General features: G+C 64.6%; 10 protein-coding genes. 5 read left to right on the top strand and 5 right to left on the bottom strand.

Going from position 1 to position 22,762, the window contains the following annotated elements:
* Positions 1-109: 109 nt before the first annotated feature.
* From tldD to AC07P1_RS12505, 3 genes are read right to left on the bottom strand one after another with little or no spacing between them, the layout of a single operon-like run.
* Positions 110-1,570 (bottom strand): metalloprotease TldD, encoded by a 1,461-nt coding sequence (gene tldD, locus AC07P1_RS12515; RefSeq protein WP_494696118.1) that lies wholly within the window; start codon positions 1,568-1,570, stop codon positions 110-112.
* A 41-nt stretch (positions 1,571-1,611) separates the two neighbouring features.
* Positions 1,612-2,409 carry a carbon-nitrogen hydrolase family protein gene (locus AC07P1_RS12510; RefSeq protein WP_494696117.1) on the bottom strand — a complete coding sequence of 266 codons (798 nt, stop codon included), beginning with the start codon at positions 2,407-2,409 and terminating at the stop codon, positions 1,612-1,614.
* A 29-nt stretch (positions 2,410-2,438) separates the two neighbouring features.
* Positions 2,439-6,647, bottom strand: coding sequence for a YhdP family protein (locus AC07P1_RS12505; protein WP_494696116.1), 4,209 nt, complete (start codon positions 6,645-6,647; stop codon positions 2,439-2,441).
* Between the two features lie 179 nt (positions 6,648-6,826).
* Between AC07P1_RS12505 and glnE the strand changes: the two genes are divergently transcribed.
* The 5 genes from glnE (at position 6,827) to AC07P1_RS12480 (ending at position 19,551) form a co-directional block, all read left to right on the top strand.
* The gene (gene glnE / locus AC07P1_RS12500) at positions 6,827-9,613 is read left to right on the top strand and encodes a bifunctional [glutamate--ammonia ligase]-adenylyl-L-tyrosine phosphorylase/[glutamate--ammonia-ligase] adenylyltransferase (protein ID WP_494696115.1); all 2,787 of its coding nucleotides are present in this window, start codon (positions 6,827-6,829) and stop codon (positions 9,611-9,613) included.
* Positions 9,614-9,718: 105 nt separating this feature from the next.
* Positions 9,719-10,174: a cache domain-containing protein gene (locus AC07P1_RS12495; RefSeq protein ID WP_494696114.1), complete on the top strand. Its 456-nt coding sequence runs from the start codon at positions 9,719-9,721 to the stop codon at positions 10,172-10,174.
* 239 nt (positions 10,175-10,413) lie between these two features.
* Complete coding sequence (locus AC07P1_RS12490) at positions 10,414-13,335, top strand: TonB-dependent receptor domain-containing protein (RefSeq protein WP_494696113.1); 2,922 nt, start codon at positions 10,414-10,416, stop codon at positions 13,333-13,335.
* A gap of 206 nt (positions 13,336-13,541) precedes the next feature.
* Positions 13,542-16,463, top strand: a complete 2,922-nt coding sequence (locus AC07P1_RS12485) for a TonB-dependent receptor plug domain-containing protein (RefSeq protein ID WP_494696112.1) — start codon at positions 13,542-13,544, stop codon at positions 16,461-16,463.
* 229 nt (positions 16,464-16,692) lie between these two features.
* Positions 16,693-19,551 carry a TonB-dependent receptor plug domain-containing protein gene (locus AC07P1_RS12480; protein WP_494696111.1) on the top strand — a complete coding sequence of 953 codons (2,859 nt, stop codon included), beginning with the start codon at positions 16,693-16,695 and terminating at the stop codon, positions 19,549-19,551.
* Positions 19,552-19,622: 71 nt separating this feature from the next.
* Here the strand turns inward: AC07P1_RS12480 and gap are convergent, their stop codons facing one another.
* Entirely contained in the window at positions 19,623-20,633 is a 1,011-nt protein-coding gene (gap, locus tag AC07P1_RS12475; protein ID WP_315223063.1) for a type I glyceraldehyde-3-phosphate dehydrogenase, read from the bottom strand.
* Between the two features lie 49 nt (positions 20,634-20,682).
* Complete coding sequence (gene tkt, locus AC07P1_RS12470; protein ID WP_494696110.1) at positions 20,683-22,650, bottom strand: transketolase; 1,968 nt, start codon at positions 22,648-22,650, stop codon at positions 20,683-20,685.
* Positions 22,651-22,762: the final 112 nt, after the last annotated feature.

Raw genomic sequence — 22,762 nt, 5'->3', positions numbered from 1 at the left:
GTTTTAAGCCGGGCCTGCGGCGTCGGGCCGTTGGCTTTGGCGGATGATGTCATCCGCCCTACGTGATGTCCCGGGCCGGCCTGGCCGGCCCGGGCTCTCTTGATTCTTACTACGCGGTGCCGCCCACCGTGACGCCGTCGATGCGCAAGGTCGGCTGGCCCACGCCGACCGGCACGCTCTGGCCTTCCTTGCCGCACACGCCCACACCCGGGTCCAGCCGCATGTCGTTGCCGATCATCGAGACCCGGTTCAACACCTCCGGGCCGTTGCCGATCAGGGTCGCGCCCTTGACCGGATACGTGATCTTGCCGTTCTCCACCATATACGCCTCGCTGGCCGAGAACACGAACTTGCCGTTGGTGATGTCGACCTGGCCGCCGCCGAAATTGACCGCGTACAAACCGTTCTTGACCGACGCCAGGATTTCCCCGGGGTCCTTGTCGCCGCCCAGCATGTAGGTGTTGGTCATGCGCGGCATCGGCAGGTGCGCGAACGATTCGCGCCGCGCGTTGCCCGTCACAGGCATCTTCATCAGGCGCGCGTTCATCGTGTCCTGGATGTAGCCTTTCAGGATGCCGTCCTCGATCAGCGTGGTGCACTGGGTCGGATTGCCTTCGTCGTCGATGTTCAGCGAACCGCGGCGATCGGCCAGGGTGCCGTCGTCCACCACCGTCACGCCCTTGGCGGCGACGCGCTCGCCGATGCGGCCGGAGAAGGTCGACGAACCCTTGCGGTTGAAGTCGCCCTCAAGGCCGTGGCCGATGGCCTCGTGCAGCAGGATGCCGGGCCAGCCCGGCCCCAGCACGACCGTCATCGGGCCGGCCGGCGCCGGACGCGCGTCCAGGTTGACGACCGCCGACTTGACCGCCTCGGTGGCGTAGAAGTCCAGCAAGGTGTCGCTGAAGTAAGCGTAATCGTAGCGCCCGCCCCCACCAGACGAACCCATCTCGCGCCGGCCGTTCTGCTCGACGATGACCGTCAGCGACACCCGCACCAGCGGACGGATGTCGGCCGCCAGCACGCCGTCGCTGCGCACCACCAGCACCACGTCGTATTCGCCGGCCAGGCCCGCCATGACCTGCACCACGCGCGGGTCCTTGGCGCGCGCCATCTTCTCGATGCGCTCGAGCAGCTTGACCTTGGCGGTCGCGTCCAGCGAAGCCAGCGGATCGTTGGGCATGTACAGCGAGCGGCCACCGGTCGGCGTCATCGCGCCGGCCACCTTGATCTTGCCGGCGCCGGCGCGGGCGATGGTGCGGGTCGCGGTGGCCGCGTCCATCAGCGCCGCTTCGGAAATCTCGTCGGAGTAGGCGAAGGCGGTCTTGTCGCCGGAAATGGCGCGCACGCCGACGCCCTGGTCGATCGAGAAGCTGCCGGTCTTGACGATGCCCTCCTCCAGGCTCCAGCCCTCGTTCTTGGTGAACTGGAAATACAGGTCGGCATAGTCGACCTTGTGCGTGAACATCGCGCCCAGCGTCTTGAGCAGCTTGGCCTCGTCCAGTCCGAACGGCGTCAGCAGGATATCGCGCGCGACGGCCAGGGTGGACAGGTTGGGTTCAAAAGGCTTCATGATGGTGCTCCGGTTCGAATTATTGCGCAATTGTATGGGGTTCACATGGTGCGGTGCTTCAGCGCGGGCAGGCTCTGGCGCACGCCTTCGATGAACAGTGGATCGATGTCGCCCTTGACCACGCCCTCGCCCTCGGCCAGCACGTCCTTGACCGCGCCCCACGGGTCGATCAGCATGCTGTGGCCCCAGGTGCGGCGGCCGTTCGGATGCGTGCCGCCCTGCGCCGCCGCCAGCACATAGCACTGGTTTTCGATGGCGCGCGCGCGCAGCAGGATTTCCCAGTGGGCCTGGCCGGTGGTGTAGGTGAACGCGGCCGGCACGACGATCAGCGAGACCGGTCCCATCGCGCGGTACAGCTCGGGGAAGCGCAGGTCGTAGCAGACCGACATGCCGACCTTGCCGAACGGCGCCTCGACCACGCCGACGTTCTTGCCCGGCACGATGGTTTTCGATTCGTTGTACGACTCCGTGCCCTTGGTGAAGCCGAACAGGTGGATCTTGTCGTAGCGGCCGACGTGCTCGCCCCGGGCGTTGTAGACCAGGGTGGTGTTGACGACTTTTTCCGGATCGTCGGACGCCAGCGGCAAGGTGCCGCCGATCAGCCAGATCTCCAGTTCGCGCGCCAGCGAGGACATGAAGTCCTGGATCGGCCCCTGCCCCAGCGGCTCGGCCACGGCCACCTTGTCGCTGTCGCTCAGGCCCATGATGGCCCAGTACTCGGGCAGCAGCACCAGGGTGGCGCCGCCGTCGGCGGCCTGCGTCACCAGCCGGCGCGCGGTGGCGATGTTCTCCGTCACGGACGGCGAGGAAATCATTTGTACTGCGGCGACTTTAGTCATGGCGGTTCCAATCGTGGATGAACGGAGAGTTAATGCGCGCCCTTGGCGGCCTGCGGCGGCTCCGCCCTGGCCCCGTCGAGCTTGGTGACCACGGGCGCCTTCCACGGCCCCGTCACCTGCATATGATAGGTCAGCGCCCGCATCACCGGTGCGCTGAGGAAAAGCTGGGCGAGGAAGCTGCCGAGGCCGATGACCGGGTTGACGGCCAGCGCGTAGACCAGCGGCGCCGTGCCCAGGTTGACCTCGGGAATGACGACCACGTGCAGGTTGGCGGTCTCGTTGGCGATGTCGGCGGTTCCGTCCATCAACACCGTAGCGGCCACGCCGTGCATTTTCAAGTTGTCGGTCTTGGCGATGCCTTGATGGATGCTGGCATTGGCGGTGATGCCGTCGAACGCCAGGCCCTCGGAGAAGACGTCGTGGAAATCGAGTTTGAGCAGGCGCGGCAAGGCTTGCAGGCTCAGCACACCCAGCAGTTTGGCCGCGCCCGGGTCCTGCTTGAGGAACTGGCCTTTTTCCACGTTCATCGTGATCTGGCCTTCCAGGCTCGGCAGGTCCAGCGAATACGGCAAGCCCTTCCAGGCGATGTCGCCGCCGAGCGAGCCCTTGCCGTTCCTGAGCGTGCCGACGAAGCCGAAGCGGTCCAGCAATTTTCCGGCGTCGGCGATGTCCAGCTTGAAGTGGAGGCTGGTGTTGTGCGCCCCCTCGCGCGTGACCCATTTGCCGGTGCCGGTCAGCTCGCCGTCGGCGTTGGTCAACGACAGCTTGTTGATGCGCCATTCGCGCGCCTTCTCGCTCGGCAATTGCGCGTTGCTGGCCTGTAGCTCCAGTTGTCCCAGCGGTTTGTTGAACAGTTCGAGGCGTTCGACCACCACATCGAGCGCCGGGATGGACGCGGCCGCGCTCTTGCCGTCCGACAGCAGGTCCTGCACCTCATTCGACGCCGACGCCGGGATCACCAGCGACGACAGGCGCGCCGTCACCTTGCCCAGGCCGTGGCCGGTGGACGGTTCGCTCCAGGTCAGGTAGCCGTTGGCCTGCGTGGAATCGATGCTGGCCTGCCACACCGTTTTCTGGCGGCTGACGCCGACGACGACGTTCTCCAGCTTGCGGTCGCCGATGACCAGTTCGCTGCTGCGGGCGGCGATGGTGTCCGGCACCACGTATTGGGCGAAGTCGGTGGCGTCGGCCGGGGCCCCGCCCTCCGCGCCCGATGGCTCATGCTGGCCGGCCACGGCGTTGCCGAAGTCCAGCCAGGAATCGACGTTCAATGCCGGCAGGCTGATGTTGACCGCCAGGCCGCTGTCGGGTTCCGGCGCGGGGGTGTTGACGCCGATGCCGCCGCGCACCAGTTTCCACGGAGTCTTGGCGATCTTCTGGCGCTGGTAGCGCGCCGCGATGCTGGTGCCCAAGGCGATGCGGATTTCGTCGTGCAGCGCGTTGTTGGCGTCCGGCGTCAGCCCGCTGGTCAGCAGGAAGCGCAGCGGCATCGCGTCCGGCGCCGCCTTGTTGAGCGGCGCCGGCAAGTCCAGCCCCAGCCCGGCCAGGTTCGAATCGACCGCGACCGTCAGCTGGTGGTCGCGCACCGTCACCGTGCCGTTGTAGCGCGTGGCGCCGGAGAAATGGCTGCCGAGGCGCTGCATCACCGGCATCGTGTAGGTCTTGCGGAAACCGTCGGCCGTCAGCATGCCGCCCAGCTTGATGACGATGGCGTTGTCGCGCTGGCTGCCGCCGGTGATCGAAATCGGCCCGTCCAGGAAGATGCCCGACACCTGGTTCAGGTTGACGCCGTGCTCGTTGAATTCGATCTTGCCCTGCGCCGCCTGCACCGGCGGCAAATCGTTCATCAGGGTGATGTCGTTGTTATTGAGCTGCAAGGCGCCCTGCACCTTGGCGTCGATCATGTGCGACAGCGGCAATTGCAGTTTGAGCGCCAGGGTGGCGTTGCCGCTGGCCTGGGTGTCCTCGGTGAAGTGCGAGATCCAGCCCAATACCGGGCTGTTGGCGACATATTTGAGGAATTCCTGCATAGTCGCGGCGGCGTTGCCGTCGATCTCCAGCATCGAATCGTGGATGGTCAGATCGGGAATCACCGCCTTGACCCTGGTCAGCGCGGCGCCGCCGGTGGTGGCCGTGTCGCCGTGGATTTCCATGCGGGCGCGGTCGAACACGAAGCTGCCCTTGATGTGCTCGGCCTGCGGCCACAGCGGCAGCGGCTTGCCGTCCTTGCCCAGCACCTTGCCGTCTTGCAGATAATGATTCGGCGAATAATTCAGCTTGCCCTCGGTCAGCTTGCCGGCGACGCGGAACTCGCCTTGCGAAGCGTGCTCGCCGTGGAAGGGGAAATGCGCCAGGTCGCCGCGCAGGCGCACGCTGACGTCGCTGGCGACGCCGCCTTCGAGCGCGCCGGTCAGCCAGGCGCGCAGGTCGTGCGGCGTCTGCATCGGCAGGTACCGGTCGATGCGGTTGAGTTCGAAGTTGTTCAGGGTGCCGGTCAGATCGGCCTTGCCCATGCCCTTGCCGGCCAGCGGCATCGTGTGCGTGCCGCTCAAGGTGCCGCTCAGCCCCTGCTGTACGAAGGCCATCTCGTCGATCTGCAGCAGCAATTGGTTGTCCGGCTCGAACGACCAGCGCGCCTTCAGGTTCAGGCTGTCGAACGGCATGGCCGCGTCGCTGAACTGGTCCGGCATCTGCAATACCAACTGCTGCGAATCCAGGCTGAAGCGGCCGCCCTTGTCGGTGGCGTCGATCGCGCCGGTCAGGTTGTCGAAACCGGGAACGCCGGGCACGGCGGCGGTGGCCGGCGTCTTGCCCGTCTTCGGCTGCGCCGGACGCGGCGGCTGCGGCTGCAGTCCCACGCCCACCAGGTCGCCCTTGACCCGGTACGACTGCACCGCCGGGAAGGCGCCGGTCCATTCGGCCGAAAAATTGCGCAGCAGGCCGCGCGGGGCGGCGTCGGCCAGCAGCTTGCGCCGGCCGGCGGTCAGCGGCAGGCGCTCGGCCAGGCCGGCCACCGTGCGCAGGTCCAGCTGCGGCGCGCGCAACTGGAATTTTTGCGGCCTGGAGGCGGTGGCCGCGACAAAGGTTTCCGACAGCGAGGTCGGCGCCATCACCAGGCCGTCGCTGGTGGTCAGGGTCAGATTGGTCAGCTCGATGCTGTGGCCGCGCTCGCCGAACTTTTGCCCTGCCGCGCCCTTGGCGACCGGCGACGCCAACGGCGGACTGTCTTCGCGGGCGGCGATGCGGCCGGTCAGTTCGCGCAGGTCGAGCAGCGGCAAATCTTTGCCCAGCACCGCCGAGACGTCGCGCAGGCCGACATCGGCGGTCACGGCGGTCAGGCGCGACTGGTCGAAACCGAGCCAAGTGCGCAGCGAGCCGCCGCCCCGGGTCAGCACGAACGGGAAGTCGATCCAGGCTTTCCAGGCGGCGACGTCGGTGTCGCGGATGTCGGCGTACAGCTCGCCCTTCCACATCGAGACATTGGACACGCGGCTGGCGAAAGCTGGATGGGTGAAGTCGGCGCGCACGTCGAGCGGCGCGGCCAGCGCGGCCGGCGGCGTGGCCTTGAGCGCGAACTGGTGGCGCAGCCACTTGTTGCGCAGCACGACGGTGACGCCCTCCAGCGCCAGCGTTGGCGCCGCGCGCTGCTTGTCGGTCCAGCGCACGCGGCCCTCGCGGATGACGATCTCGCGCTGCGACAGCAGCCAGTCGGCGGCCTTGCCGTCGCTCGGTTTGTCGGGGTCGAGATACATGCCGGCCGCGTACAGGCGGCCGTCGGCTTCGCGTCGCAGGTCAAGGTCGGGACGGGTCAGCACCAGCGATTCGAAACGGGGGCCGCCGGCCAGCACGGTCCACCACGACAAGGTGGCCGACACGCCGGGCAGCGCCAGCGCCTGGCGTCCCTGGCCGTCGTGCAGCACCACGTCGCCCAGGTACAGGCTGGGGCGCAAGCCGTTCCAGGAAGCGTAAATGCGGGAAATCGTGACCGGGTTGCCGGCCGCGCGGCTTGCGGCGCGCTCGATATCGCCCTTGTAGTGGTCGATATTCGGCAGCACCGCGTAGCGCAGCACCAGGAACAGGATGGTGAAGGCGAAATACAGCAGCAACACCAGCTTGACCGAGAACCCCAGCACATGGTGGGTGGCCACATTGCAGAAGCGGTAGGCCGCACGAAGCCGATGCCAGCGGGCGGCCAACGGCCCCTCGTCTGTCACGCTCTCCTCTTCTTGTTTTTGCATCAATAAGCTAATAAATCAGGCCATGCGTCAAATAAAATCGCTACACTCGGTTTTTTCAAGCTCCCAGCCTGCGCATTCTACCGCATCGCACCGCTAACATAGCGCCTGTTAGCCCTGGTTGCGCCGGTTTTACGTGTCCGGCGGGGGCCAACTTATTCGTATCGGGACAATCGCAGCCAATGAACGCAACCGCCGTCACCTCCACAGTCACACCGCTTGTCACCCCGTCGGCCTCCCGCTTCTATCAACGCTGGCTGGCCGCCGCGCCCGACCGCGCCGCCAAAGCCGATGAAATCACCCAGGTTTCGCTGGCCCAGATCGACCTGGACGCGTATCTGGCCAGGGAGGCGGCCGCCGTGCCGGCGGGCGCCCCGCCCCTGCCGCTGCAGCGCGCCATGCGCCGGTTGCGCAACCTGCTGGTGTGCGGGCTGATCCGACGCGACCTGGAGGGCCGGGCCAATCTGGCCGAGGTGGTGGAGACCATGACCCGCTTGGCCGATTTCGCCATCCAGCAGCATCTGCGCGAACTCGCCGCCGAGATGACCGCCGCCCACGGCACCCCGACCGGGCGCGAATCCGGCCAGCCGCAGGAGTTGATCGTGCTGGCGATGGGCAAACAGGGCGGCCGCGAGCTCAACGTGTCGTCCGACATCGACCTGATCTTCGTCTATCCGGAGGACGGCGACACCGTGGTCGTGGCGCCGGGCCAGCGCAGCCTGTCCAACCACGAGTTTTTCATCCGCCTGGGCAAGAAGCTGATCGCGGCCATCGCGGAGATCACGGAAGATAGCTACACGTTCCGCGTTGATATGGCCTTGCGGCCCAACGGCGGCTCCGGTCCGCTGGCCGCCAGCTTCAATATGGTGGAGCAATATCTGATCGTCCAGGGCCGCGAATGGGAGCGCTACGCCTGGGTCAAGGCGCGCGCCGTCACCGGCAAACCCGAGGAGATCGCCGCGCTGGACGCCATCGTGCGCCCCTTCGTGTTCCGCCGCTACCTGGACTTCGGCGTCATCGACGCCATCCGCAACATGCACGCGCAGATCCGCGCCGAGGTCAACCGTCAGGAGCGGCTGCACCCGGACCGCAGCAACAACGTCAAGCTGGGCCGGGGCGGCATCCGCGAAATCGAATTCCTGGCGCAAGTGTTCCAGCTGATACGGGGCGGCCGCGACGCCGCGCTGCGCGACCGTTCGACCCGCACCACCTTGCGCATCATCGCTGAAAAAGGCCTGCTAAGCCACGCCATCGTCTATCAACTGCTGGCTTCCTACACCTTCCTGCGCAATCTGGAACACCGCCTGCAATATCTGGACGACGCTCAAACCCACACCCTGCCGGCCAACGAGGCCGACCAGTTGCTGGTGGCGCGGATGATGGGCCTGCCCGACGCGGCCACCTTGCTCACCCAGTTGGAGGCGCACCGCCACTTCGTCGCCGGGCAATTCGACGAAATGTTCTCGGACAAGACCAGCGGCGGCGACAACGACATCAATCCGCAGTCGAGCAACGAATGCGCCGATCCCGACAACCGCGACGCCATGATCGCCCGCTTCGCCGAACTCGGCTTCGACGCCCCCGAGGTGGCGACCAAGCGCCTGGTCGCCACCTGGCAGGCGCCGCGCCTGCAATCCTTGCCGGAGGCCAGCCGCAACCGGCTGCTGGCCCTGGTCAACGCGGCGCTGCCCTTGATTATCCAGTGCTCGGCCGAGTCGAGCGGCGGCAACCAGCTGGCCACCCTGGGCCGCCTGCTCGACTTCCTCGAGGCGGTGGCGCGCCGCTCGGCCTACCTGTCGCTGCTGACCGAGTATCCGCACACGCTGGCGCGGGTGATCCGCATGGTGCACGCCAGCGGCTGGGCCGCGCAATTCCTCAGCCTGCACCCCATCCTGCTCGACGAACTGCTGGACGACCGCGTGCGCAACGCCATGTTCGACCCCGCCATCCTGGCGCAGGAACTGGAATCGCAGCTGGCCGCCGCGCCGGGCGACACCGAGCGCCAGATGGACATCCTGCGCGAAATCCACCACGCCCAGCTGTTCCACCTGCTGGCGCAGGACCTGGCCGGCGACCTGACGGTGGAAAAGCTGGCCGACCACCTGTCGGCGCTGGCCGACAAGATTGTCGAGGCCGCCATCAAGGCGATCTGGCAGACCATCGCCACCCGCCACCGCGAAGTGCCGCAATTCGCCGTCATCGCCTATGGCAAGCTGGGCGGCAAGGAACTGGGCTACGTCTCCGACCTGGACGTGATCTTCCTGTACGACGACACGGACCAGGACGCCCCGGCCCAGTACGCCAAGCTGGCGCAGCGTTTTATTACCTGGATGACATCACAAACCCCGGCCGGCACGCTGTTCGACATCGACACGGCGCTGCGCCCGGACGGCGCCAGCGGCATGATGGTGTCGAGCGTGGCCTCGTTCGAGAAGTACCAGAACGGCGCCGCCTGGGTGTGGGAGCACCAGGCGCTGACGCGCGCGCGCTTCTGCGCCGGCGACGCCGCCATCGGCGAACGCTTCGAGCAGATCCGCGAGGTGGTGCTGCGCAAGGAGCGTCCGGCGGACGGCCCGCTGCGCAGCGAAGTGGTGGCCATGCGCAAGCGGATGGTGGACGCCAAGCCGAACAACAGCCAGCTGTTCGACCTGAAACAGGACCCGGGCGGCATGATCGACATCGAATTCATCGTCCAGTACCTGGTGCTGCAACACGCCTCGACCTATCCCGAACTGACTATCAATATTGGCAATATCACCTTGCTGAAGATGTTTGGCGAGCTCGGCTTGATCCCCGCCGACCTGGCCGCCAAGGTCGGCGACGCCTACCGGCAGTTACGCAAGCTGCAGCACCAGCTGCGTCTGCAGGGCCAGGATCTGGCCCGGGTCGACCCGGCATTGATGGCCGCCCACGTTCCCCACGTGTTATCCCTATGGCACCTGATCTTTGGAGAAAACGTTGCCGAGTAACAACGTGACTCTGGATTAAGTGAAGTACTATGTACAGTCAGAATAATGAGAGCGCAACCTCGAATCCGCGCCACGCTGCTGTCTCACTTAACCTGGAGAATTGACATGAAAACATTATTGGGCGCAGTGGCATTCAGCCTGCTGGCGATGTCCACGACCGCTATTGCCGCCGACAAAGGAAGCAAGGAAGAAGCCGTCGCCATGGTCAAACGGGCGGTCGCGCTGATTAAATCGGACGGCAAGGAAAAAGCCTTTGTCGCCATTTCCGATCCGGCCAACGCCAATTTCCATGACCGCGATTTATATGTCTACGTTTATGATTTGAATGGCGTCGCTTTAGCCCACGGTAATAATCCCAAGATGGTGGGCAAACCTTTAATCGGGCTCAAGGATAATGAGGGCAAGCCGATGATCAAGGAAATGGTGGAACTGGCCAAGACCAAGGGCAGCGGCTGGGTCGATTTCAAATGGCCCAATCCCGTGACCAAGGCGGTTGAATCCAAGGCCGGCTATGTGGAAAAGGTCGATGACATGCTTGTTGGCTCCGGTATTTATAAATAAGCCACAGAAATAAACACGGGGAGACCAGCCCCCGATTGGCCACCGCCGGGACGCGTCCCGGCTTTTTTTCGTCTTTTTTTTGTTCCAATGGGCATTCCCGCCGTTAATCATGCTGGAAATTGGCATGTAAAAGCCAAAAACGAGCTTGCGTGGCGCGGGAACTCTTCGGCTACCTCTTCTGTCTACCTGATGGTGACATCCGTTTGGACCTACCCATATAATCAAAAAGGAGTCGGATAATGACAAGAGAAAGATTACTCGCCCGTTCGGTCCGCATGATCTGCGCCGGCGGTTTGATATTCGGCGCGACCATCGCCGATGCTCAGCAATCTGCTGAACCGATGCAGAAAGTGCTGATTACCGGTTCCCGTATCGCCTCGCCCGCCGCCGAATCGCCGTCGCCATTGCAAATATTAAGCTCGGCCGATATCGCGGCCTCCGGCGCGACCAATCTGCAGGAGTTACTTCAGAAAAACCCGACCATGGGAACGCCCACCGTCAGCAGAACCAATTCCAATTTCCTGACATCGAGTGCCGGGGTCACAACGATTAATTTGCGGAATCTCGGCGATTCACGAACATTGGTATTGGTTAATGGACGCCGTTTTGTTTCCGGCGTCCCCGGCGATAGCGCTGTCGACCTCAACACTATTCCAACGGATTTCATCGAGCGGGTCGAATTATTAACGGGAGGCGCATCCGCGACCTACGGCTCGGACGCCGTGGCCGGCGTGGTGAATATTATCTTGAAGAAAAATTTTAACGGTGTGCTGCTCGACTCGCTGGTGGGCCGCAGCGAAGAAGGCGACGATTTCCGCAAGAAACTCGGATTAACTTTCGGTATCACCAGCAGCGACGGCGCCAGTAACCTGATGGGCCATTTCGGCTACTCGAAACAGGACCCGGTGTACTCGCGCGACCGCGAACGCTCGGCCGTCGACCAGTTCTCGCGGATCACACAGAACCGTCCCGATCTGGCCTTCGTCACCCGCCGCCCCAACTTCTCCGGCTACGCGCCGCAAGGCCAGTTCTTCGGCGACACCGAGGATTTCACCTATGATGCGAATAACAACATTATCCCTTGGAATCAAAATGGCGCGCCCGGCACCGGCGCCGGCGCCACCGGTTTCAACCGCTCCGAATACCGGCTGATCGCCGTGCCGATAGAGCGTTATCTGTTCGCCACCAACGGCAACTGGGCCTTCAATCCCGACCACAGCGCCTTTTTCGAGGGCACCTACGCGTCCACCACCGTCAACAGCAATATCGAACCGTTCGCGCTGGGGTCGGACGATGTCTACAAGGCCAACGGCCAGGTGCCCGCCGCCTCGCTGGTCAACGGGGCGCTGGTGCGCAACCCGCTGGTGCCGCAATACTTGTACGACCGCGTCAGCGACACCGACGGCGACGGCGTGCCCGACTATTTCTTCACCCGCAGGTTGTCGGAATTCGGCCCGCGCCGGTCCAATGCGGACCGGGACACCTTCCGCCTGTCCACCGGGCTCAAGGGCACTGTGCGGGACTGGAACTACGAAACCTATCTGACCTACGGCAAGACCAAGGAAGCCCAAAGCTCCACCGGCCAGGTCAATGTCATGAGTTTGCGCAACGCGCTGGAGGCGATACCGGACGTCGATGGCACGCCCATGTGCCGCGACGTCAACGCCCGCCAGGAAGGCTGCGTGCCGATCAACCTGTTCGGCTACAACAGCATCACCCCCGCGGCGCTCAAGTATGTGACGGCGCCCGGCTCGCTGCTCACCACCATCACCCAGCGCATGGTCGGCGGCTCCGTCACCGGCGAAGTGCCGGGCCTGGCGGCCGGCCGCATCGGCATCGCCGCCGGCTTCGAGTGGCGCTCGGAGGAATCGAGCGCCATTCCCGATCCGCTGACCCAGTCCGGCCTGAACGCCGGCAACGCCACGCCGCCCACTTTCGGCCAGTTCACGGTGCGCGAGGTGTTTGTCGAGACGCGCGTGCCCTTGCTCAAGGAACGCCACTGGGTGCGCGAGCTCAGCGCGCTGGCCACCTTCCGCCACGGCGATTATTCGACCGTAGGCGCCACCAACAGCTGGAACGCCGGCCTGGAGTGGACGGTGACGCCGGACCTCAAGCTGCGGGCGACCCGGGCGCAATCGACCCGGGCCCCCAACATCAACGAGCTGTACCAGGCGCCCAGCCAGGATTTCCCCACCGGATTGGTCGATCCGTGCGAGGGCGTGTCCTCCGCCGGCACCAGCCCGCTGGCTGTCAATTGCCGCAACGCCCCCGGAGTTGCCGCCAACATGGCCGCAAATGGCGGCATCTTCACGTTAAACCAGGCCGACCAGCAAGGCATCAGCGGCTACAACCGGGGCAATCCCAACCTGGAGGCCGAGACCGGCCGCTCGACCACGGTCGGCCTGGTCGTCACGCCGCGCTCGATTCCGCTGCTGAGCCGGACGGTGTTCACGCTCGACTACTTCAAGATCAAGATCGCCGACGCCATCGTCTCGACCGACCGTCAATACGCGCTGGACCAGTGTTACAACCTGAACAATCCGGCGTTTTGCTCCTTCATCACGCGCCGCCCCGCCGCCGTCGGCAACAACAGCGCCGGCTCGATCCGCTACAGCGACATCGCGGCCACCAACAGCGGCGGTTTCGGCACCGAAGGCATAGACCTGACCGCCTCGTGGGCAGGCCGGGTGGGACCGGGCAATCTGAGCGCGCGCCTGGCCCACACCTGGCTGCGCGAGCTGTGGCAGCAGGCGACGCCGGACGCCGACAAAAACCACGATGTCGCCGAGGTCACGGCCAACAACGTCAACGCGCCGCGCAACCGCGCAACCCTGGGCCTGGCCTACAAATGGGGACCCTACGGCGCCAACTGGACCACCACCTACACCGGACCGGTGTCGCTGGACGACCAGTTCCTCAAAAGCCTGAGCATCGCGCCGGGCATGGTCGGCGTCGGCTCGCGCACTTATAACGATGTCCAGTTCACCTATGACGTGCGCAAGTCGGTGCAGTTCTACCTGGGCATCGACAATCTGTTCAACGCCAATCCGCCGCCCATCATCAGCGGCCTGCCCGGCAACCAGACCGGCACCGAAACCGATGCCTCGACCTACGACGCCATCGGCCGCCGTTTTTATGTGGGACTGCGCGTATCGCTGTAAGGATGTTTGCCAAAGTCAACCGTTATGAGGGGTTTGTGGCCGCACCACAACGGTGCGGTGTCACTAGCATTATGATATTGTTGGTTTTTTGATTCTATTGTCTGTTTGTGTTTACAGCGACAACAACGACTGAGTACAGTGGCTGGTCGAAAAAATATTGTTTCGACAATTGGCATAGACCATACAAAATACTCAGGGAGTTGCAAATGATGAAAGAGACAACACTATCCCGTTCGGTGCGCATGATCTGCGTCACCGGTCTGGCGTTAGGCATGCAAGCCGCCCATGCACAAGAAGCCGCATCGGAACCGATCCAGAAAGTGCAAATCACCGGTTCGCGCATCTCGTCGCCGAACGCCGATTCGCCGTCCCCGCTGCAGATCCTGAGCTCGGCCGACATCGCCGCCTCCGGCGCCGTCAACCTGCAGGAACTACTGCAAAAGAACCCGACCATGGGTACGCCTTCGCTGAGCCGTACCAACTCCAACTTCCTGACCTCGGGCGGCGGCGTCTCCACCGTCAACCTGCGCAATCTGGGCGATGACCGCACCCTGGTGCTGGTCAACGGACGCCGTTTCGTCTCCGGCGTGCCCGGCGAGACCGCGGTCGACCTGAACACCATCCCGACCGACTTCATCGAACGCGTCGAGCTGTTGACCGGCGGCGCGTCGGCGACCTACGGTTCGGACGCGGTGGCCGGCGTGGTCAACATCATCCTGAAGAAAAACTTCGAGGGTCTGCTGATCGACGCCCAGACCGGTGAAAGCCGCGAAGGCGACGACAGCAAGCGCAAAGTGTCGCTGACCTTCGGCACCACCAGCGCCGACGGCGCCAGCAACCTGATGGGCCACTTCGGCTACTCGAAGCAAGGCGCCGTGTACTCCCGCAACCGCGCCGCCTCGGCCATCGACCAGACCTCGTCGATCGTCAAGGGCCGTGGCGACCTGGCGTTCGTGCCGAGGAAACCGAACTACTCGGGCTACGCGCCGCAGGGCCACTTCTATGGCGACGCCGAAGACTTCACCTACGACGCCAACGGCAACGTGATCCCGTGGAGCACCAACGGCGTCAACGGCGTCGGCGCCACCGGCTACAACCGCTCGGCGCTGCGCGCCATCGCCGTGCCGACCGAGCGCTACCTGTTCGCGCTGAACGGCACCCGCGCCCTCAGTGAAAACCACAGCGCCTTCTTCGAAGGCACCTACGCGGCAACCAAGGTATCGACCAATATCGAGTCCTTCCCGCTGGGCTCGGACGACGTTTACAAATCCAACGGCCAAGCGCCGGCCGGCGCGATGGTCAATGGCGTGCTCGTGAAAAATCCGTTGGTGCCGCAGTACTTGTACGACCGCATCAGCGACACCGATGGCGACGGCATCCCCGACTACTTCTTCACGCGCCGCCTGTCCGAATTCGGCCCGCGCCAGTCGAGCGTCGACCGCGACACCTTCCGCCTGGCGACCGGCGTCAAGGGCACGATCAAAGAATGGAACTACGAAACCTACGTCAGCTACGGCAAGACCAAGGAATCGCAGAACTCGGCCGGCCAGGTCAACGTCCCGAACCTGCGCAACGCGCTCCAGGCCATTCCCGGCGCCAACGGCGGCGCGCCGGTGTGCGCCGACGCCAACGCGGTGGCCGAAGGCTGCGTGCCGATCAACATTTTCGGCTTCAACACGATCACGCCAGCGGCGCTGAAGTACGTCACCGCGCCGGGCTCGCTGCAAACGGCGGTCACGCAGAAACTGGCGGGCGGCACGATCAGCGGCGATTTGTGGCAACTGCCGGCCGGTAAGATCGGCTTTGCGGCCGGCTTCGAATGGCGCAGCGAAGAGTCGAGCTCGGTGCCCGATCCGTTGACGCAGACCGGCCAGAACGCCGGCAACGCGATTCCGCCGACCTTCGGCAAGTACAACGTGCGCGAAGCGTTCGCCGAGACGCGCATTCCGGTGCTCAAGGACCTGCCGTTCGCCAAGGAACTGAGCCTGCTGGCCACGTTCCGCCATGGCGACTACTCGACCGTCGGCAGCACCAACAGCTGGAACGCCGGCGCCGAATGGGCCGTCACCTCCGACTTCAAACTGCGCGGCACCCGCGCCCTGTCGACCCGCGCGCCCAATATCAACGAGCTGTACCAGGCGCCGTCGCAAGACTTCCCGAGCGGACTGGTCGATCCCTGCACGGGCGTGACGGCGACGCAAACCTCGGCGCTGGCGATCAACTGCCGCGCGGCGCCGGGCGTGGCCGCCAATATCGCGGCCAACGGCGGCGTCTTCACGCTGACCCAGGCCGACGAGCAAGGCATCAGCGGCTACAACAGCGGCAATCCCAACCTGAAGGCGGAAAAAGGCCGTTCGAGCACCGTTGGCCTGGTGTTCACGCCGCGCTCGATCCCGGCGCTGAGCAAGTTCACGTTCACCGCCGACTACTTCAAGATCAAGATCGCCGACGCCATCGTGGCGACCGAACGCCAGTACGCGCTGTCCCAGTGCTATAACCAGGGCAACCCCGCGTTCTGCAAATTCATCACGCGCCGTCCGGCACGGGTGGGCAACCTCAGCGCCGGCTCGATCGACCTGAGCGACACCGCCGTCACCAACAGCGGCGGCTTGGGCACCGAGGGCGTCGACATGACGGTCTCGTGGTCGGACAAGGTCGGTCCGGGCCGCCTGAGCACGCAGCTGGCCTACACCCGCCTGCGCGAACTGTGGAACAAGGCCACGCCGGATGCTGACCGCAACGACGACGTCGGCGAGGTCACGTCGACCCAGATCAACGCGCCGCGCAACAAGGCCGTGCTCAACACCGCCTACAAGTGGGGCAATCTGGGCGCGACCTGGACGGCGACCTACAACGGCCCGGTGGCGCTGGACGACCAGTTCCTCAAGAGTCTGGAAATCGCCCCGGGTTCGGTGGGCGTCGGTTCGCGCACCTACAACGACTTCCAGTTCACCTATGACCTGAAAAAGTCGATCCAGCTGTACCTGGGCATCAACAACGCCTTCGACGCCAAGGCGCCGCCGATCATCAGCGGCCTGCCGGGCAGCACCACCGGCACCGAAACCGACGCCTCGACCTACGATCCGATCGGCCGCCGCTACTACCTGGGCCTGCGCGTGACCTTGTAATCCGCCGTCACAGTCATTCAGAGCTAGCCTTCCCGGTTCGCGCCGGGAAGGCTTTTTTACGTTCCGCCCCCGCCGAACATTACGCATCGGTAAGGAAGAAAGTGTTGTATTTTAGTTCAGTACTGAAAATTTGGGGAATTCCGACAACTATACTAAATGAGCCGAAGCGACGCCTTCGGCATCGAAAATACGGCAATCAGGCCGAACAGTATAATTCTCGGGAGTTTGAATGGCAAAAATAGCATTGAAAGCGGGGGTGGTCGCGGTCGCCCTGACACTGGCCTCGTCCCACGTGGTTCTGGCGCAGGACGGCGACGCGAAATCGTTGGAAAAAGTCATCATCACCGGTTCCAACTTAAAACGTATCGATACCGAAACCTCGACCCCGGTGCAAATCATGCGCCGCGAAGAAATCGCCCGCCTCGGCGTGAACTCGGTCAAGGAGGCGCTCGAAACGCTGACCGCCTCGAACGGCGCGCTGTCCGACATCGGCGGCTCCAACTCCTTCGCCGGCGGCGCCTCGGCCGTCTCGCTGCGCAACCTGGGCAAGCAGTCGACCCTGGTGCTGCTGAACTCGCGCCGCGTCGCCCCGTACGCGCTGGCCGACTACAACGAAGTGTTCACCAACCTCGATTCGCTGCCGCTCGACGCCATCGAACGCATCGAAGTGCTGCGCAACGGCGGCTCCTCGATCTACGGCTCCGACGCCGTCGCCGGCGTCATCAACATCATCACCCGTTCCGACTACCAGGGCGTGCAGGCGCGCGCCAGCTACGACCAGTCGCTCAAGAACCAGCAGTTCAAGACCAAGACCGCCAGCATCACCGCCGGCTTCGGCGATTTCGACAAGGACAAGTTCAATGTGCTGGCCAACATCGAGGTGTTCAAGCGCGGCGAGGTGATCTGGCGCGATGTGGTCGACGACATCAATCCCGCCTATGGCGACAAATTCTCGGCCGTCGCGCCAAATAGCGGCCTGATGTTCGGCAACCGCGGCGCGCCCTCGACCTACTCCTACCCCGGCAACCTGATCGGCCAGGGCGCCGTGCCCGGTTGCGCCACCGTCAACAGCGCCGGCCTGTGCGTGTACGACCGCTTCAGCCGCTTCGAGGCGGTGCCGAAGTCGGACCGCGTCAACAGCCTGCTGTCGGGCAAACTGAACCTGGGCGGCGGCACCGAGGCCTTCGCCGAGGCGCTCTACTCGCACACCAAGACCAACTACACCAACGCCTTCGGCACCTACGGCTCGACCACCGCCAACGCGATCTGGGGCGATCCGGCCACCGGCAACGGCCGCAGCTTCATCTACCAATACCTGCCGGCGAGCCATCCGCTCAACACCACCGGCGAGGACGTCGAGTTCCGCTACCGCTGGGCCGACGCGCCGGCCTACCGCGAGACCGACAGCGACCAGTACCGCGTGCTGGGCGGCCTGAAAGGCACGTGGAACAGCTATGACTGGGAAACGGCGGCCGGCGTCATGGGCAGCAAGACCAAGGACCGCACTTACGGCTCGCTCAGCGACAGCGGCTTCAAGAAGGAAGTGGGCGACTACAACAACTTCGATCCCGACACCGGCAGCGTGCTCGATCCGAACTTCTTCAACCACGGCTACAAGATCGGCCAGGTCAACTCGCCGGAGGTGCTCAACACCTTGTTCCCGGCCCAGGGCTACGACGGCAAGATCACCCAGTACTTCGCCGACGCCAAGATCAGCGGCGAAGTGGGCAAGATCGGCGGGCGCGCCATCGGCATGGCCGCCGGCGTCGAGGTGCGGCGCGAGAGCTTCAGGATCAGCCCCACCGCCAACCTGCTGGCCGGCGACGTCGTCGGCTACGGCGTGGCCACCGCCGACGCCTCGCGCACCACCGAGGCGGCGTTCACGGAGATCAACCTACCGGTCACGTCCACCGTCGACATCACCGGCGCGGCCCGCGTCGACAAATTCCCCGGCTTCAAGGCACACGCCTCGCCGAAGCTGGCGGCGACGTGGAAAGCAACGTCGGCGCTGATGTTCCGCGGCACGGCCGAGTCCGGCTTCCGCGCGCCCAACCTGACCGAAAGCGCGCAGTCGAGCAAATTCGCCTTCAGCCCCAGCGTGGCCGATCCCAAGCGCTGCGGCAAGGCCCAAGAGCTCGGCAGCGACCTGCGCAACCAGTCGGCCGCGCTGCCGGCCAGCGATCCGAACAAGGCGCTGCTGCTGGCCCGCGCCGACACCGTCGAAGGCAGCGAGTGCGCCGCCGGCGTGCCCAGCATCGTGCGCAACAACCCCAACCTGAAACCGGAAACGACCCACATGGGCACGGTCGGCTTCGTGCTCGAACCGGTCAACGGCACCAACATCTCGCTGGACTACTGGAAGATCGAGCGAAAGGACGAGATCGGCAACAAGAGCACCGACGAGCTGCTGGCATCGGAAGCCGACCAGCCCGCCGGCGTCGTCAACCGCGAGCCGCTGTCGGCCGACAAGACCTTCACCGCCGCCGAGCAGGCCAAATACGGCGTGACCGCCGGCCGCCTGGTCTCGACCACGGGCTCGTTCCTGAACGTCGCCCGCACCAAGACCAGCGGCGTCGACCTGTCGGCCAACACGCGCTTCAACACCGGCATCGGCCGCCTGGACCTGGGCGCCAACGCGACCCGCCTGCTGGACCTGAAGTACTTCAGCTCGGCGCTGAACGACTACGGCGACAACCTGGCGGGCCGCTACGGCTACTCGAAGACCATGGCCAACTTCAACGCCGCGCTCAAAACAGGCGACTTCAGCAACAGCCTGCGCCTGACCTACCAGAGCAAGACCGCGCTCAACGACGACTATTTCGACGACACCTACACGCTGGCGGGGTGCGCCGCGCGCAAATGGAGCGCCGACGAGTGCCAAATCAAGGCCTACAAGAGGCTCGACTGGAACCTCAGCTATACCGGCGTCAAGGACCTGACGGTGTCGCTGTTCGTGCGCAACCTCACCAACAACCGTCCGCCGGTGGATTTGCGCGCCTTTAACGCGGCGGGCGGCGTGATCCCGCAGGACAACCAGGACGTCAGCCGCCGCTCGGTGCGCCTGACGGCGGAGTACAAGTTCTACTGACGCCCCTGTCGCCGCCATAAAAAAAGCCCTCCCGGCTCGCGCCGGGAGGGCTTTTTATTGGATGAATCGAATTACTTCGCGGTCATCAGCGCAACGGTGGTGTCCAGCATGCGGTTCGAGAAGCCCCACTCGTTGTCGTACCACGACGATACTTTGACCAGGCGGCCCGACACTTTGGTCAGGGTCGAGTCGAAGTTCGACGACGCCGGGTTGTGGTTGAAGTCGATCGAGACCAGCGGTTCGGTCTGATAGGTCAGCACTTCCTTCAGCGCGCCTTCGGAGGCGGCCTTCATCAGCGCGTTGACTTCTTCCACGGTCGTGTCGCGCTTGGCGATGAACGACAGGTCGACCAGCGAAACGTTGATGGTCGGCACGCGGATCGCGAAGCCGTCCAGCTTGCCGTTCAGTTCCGGCAGCACCAGGCCGACTGCGGCGGCGGCGCCGGTCTTGGTCGGGATCATGCTCATCGTGGCCGAACGGGCGCGGCGCAGGTCTTCGTGCATCACGTCCGACAGCACCTGGTCGTTGGTGTAGGCGTGCACGGTGGTCATCAGGCCGGTTTCCAGGCCGATGGCGTCGTTCAGCGGCTTGACCAACGGGGCCAGGCAGTTGGTGGTGCACGAAGCGTTCGAGATCACGGTGTCGGTCGACTTCAGCACGTTCTGGTTGACGCCGTACACGATGGTGGCGTCGACGTCCTTGCCGCCCGGTGCCGAGATGATGACTTTCTTGGCGCCGCCCTTCAGGTGGGCCGAGGCCTTTTCTTTGGTGGTGAAGAAGCCGGTGCACTCGAGCACCACGTCCACGCCCAGGTCGCCCCATGGGATTTCAGCCGGATTGCGCTGCGCGAACACGCGGATCACGTCGCCGTTGACGATCATGTTGTCGCCGTCGACTTCCACCGTGCCAGGGAACTTGCCGTGGGCGGTGTCGTAGCGGGTCAGGTGGGCGTTCGACTTGGCGTCGCCCAGGTCGTTGATCGCCACGATCTGGATGTCTTGCTTCTTGCCACCTTCGTAGAAAGCGCGCAACACATTGCGGCCGATACGGCCGTAGCCGTTGATTGCAACTTTGATCGTCATACTCTGCTCCTGATTAAAAAAATAAGGTAGTCCGGTCTGCAATTATAGATTATGCAATGACCAGTTTGACTTTCGCCACGACGTTTTCCACCGTGAAGCCGAAATGCTTGAACAGCACGCCCGCCGGAGCCGACTCGCCGAAGGTGTCGATGCCGACCACGGCGCCTTCCAGGCCGACATATTTGTACCAGAAATCGGTCACGCCGGCTTCGATGGCCACACGCGGTATGCCTTTGGTCAACACGGCCGCCTTGTAGGCGGCGTCCTGGCGGTCGAACACGTCGGTCGACGGCATCGACACCACGCGCGCGACGATGCCCTCGGCCTTGAGCGCGGAGGCGGCGGCCACGGCCAGCTCGACTTCCGAACCGGTGGCGATCAGGGTCACTTTGGCGTCGGCCGCTTCGCTCAGCACGTAGCCGCCACGGGCGACGTCGGCGATCTGCTCGGCGCTGCGCTCTTGGTACGGCAGGTTCTGGCGCGAGAAGATCAGGGTCGACGGACCGTTCTTGCGCTTGACCGCCTCGCCCCACGCCACCGCCGATTCGACGGTGTCGCACGGACGCCAGTTGTCCAGGTTGGGGATCAGGCGCATCGACGAGATGTGCTCGACCGACTGGTGTGTCGGGCCGTCTTCGCCCAGGCCGATCGAATCGTGGGTGAACACGAAGATCGAACGCAGCTTCATCAGCGCGGCCATGCGCAGCGCGTTGCGGCTGTAGTCGGAGAACGTCAGGAAGGTCGCGCCGAACGGGATGAAACCGCCGTGCAAGGTGATGCCGTTCATGATCGCGCTCATGCCGAATTCGCGCACGCCGTAGTTGACGTGGTTGCCCGGCTTGCCCGAACGGACGGCGATCGATTCCTTCCAGTTGGTCAGGTTCGAGCTGGTCAGGTCGGCCGAGCCGCCCAGGAATTCCGGCAGCACCGGCGCCAGCGCCTGGATGGCGTTCTGGCTGGCCTTGCGGGTGGCGATGTTTTCCTTCTTGTCCACGCACGCGGCGATGGCGGCGGCCAGCGCGCCGTCGAAGGCGGCCGGCAGTTCGCCGTTCATGCGGCGGACCAGTTCGGCCGCTTCGGCCGGGAACTTGGCGGTGTACTCGGCGAACTTCGCGTTCCATTCGGACTCGACCTTGGCGCCGGCCGCTTTCGCGTCCCACGCCGTGTACAGCTCGGCCGGAATCTCGAACGGCACCGACGTCCAGACCAGGTGTTCGCGCACGGCGGCGATTTCCTTGTCGCCCAGCGCGGCGCCGTGGACCTTGTCGCCGCCCTGCAGGTTCGGCGACCCCTTGCCGATGATGGTCTTGCAGCAGATCAGCGTCGGCTTGTCCGACGTCTTGGCGGCGGCGATCGCGGCCGACACGGCGCCCACGTCATGGCCGTCGACGGCGCGGATGACGTTCCAGCCGTACGCTTCGAAGCGGCCCGGGGTGTCGTCGGTGAACCAGCCTTCGACCTTGCCGTCGATGGAGATGCCGTTGTCGTCGTACAGCGCGATCAGCTTGTTCAGGCCCAGGGTGCCGGCCAGCGCGCACACTTCGTGGGAGATGCCTTCCATCAGGCAGCCGTCGCCGACGAAGGCGTAGGTGTAATGGTCGACGACCTCGAAGCCCGGCTTGTTGAATTCGCTCGCCAGCAGATACTCGGACAGCGCCATGCCGACCGCGTTGGCCAAGCCCTGGCCCAGCGGCCCGGTGGTCGTTTCCACGCCCGGCGTGACGTCCACTTCCGGGTGGCCCGGGGTTTTCGAGTGCATCTGGCGGAACGACTTGATGTCGTCCATCGTCACCGCGTAACCGCTCAGGTGCAGCAGCGCGTAGTGCAGCATCGAGCCGTGGCCGTTCGACAACAGGAAACGGTCGCGGTTGGCCCATTTCGGGTTGGCCGGGTTGTGGCTGTAATGGCCACTCCACAGCGCAACGGCGATCTCGGCCATGCCCATCGGCATGCCTGGGTGGCCGGAATTGGCCTTCTGGACGGCGTCCATTGCCAGCGCGCGGATCGCGTTAGCCATTTGGGTGTGCGGGAGCGTAGTGTTCATGGTGTAAGTAAGTGCGGGAGGTTTGGAATCCTGGAGCTGCCAACTGCCGTGCTGCTGAACGCAGTATTCTACCAGAGCCCACCCC

It is taken from the genome of Duganella sp. GW821-FHT07F09, assembly GCF_059418705.1.
Note: the sequence above shows the minus strand (reverse complement) of the source record. Positions and strands in the feature narration are given on the sequence as shown.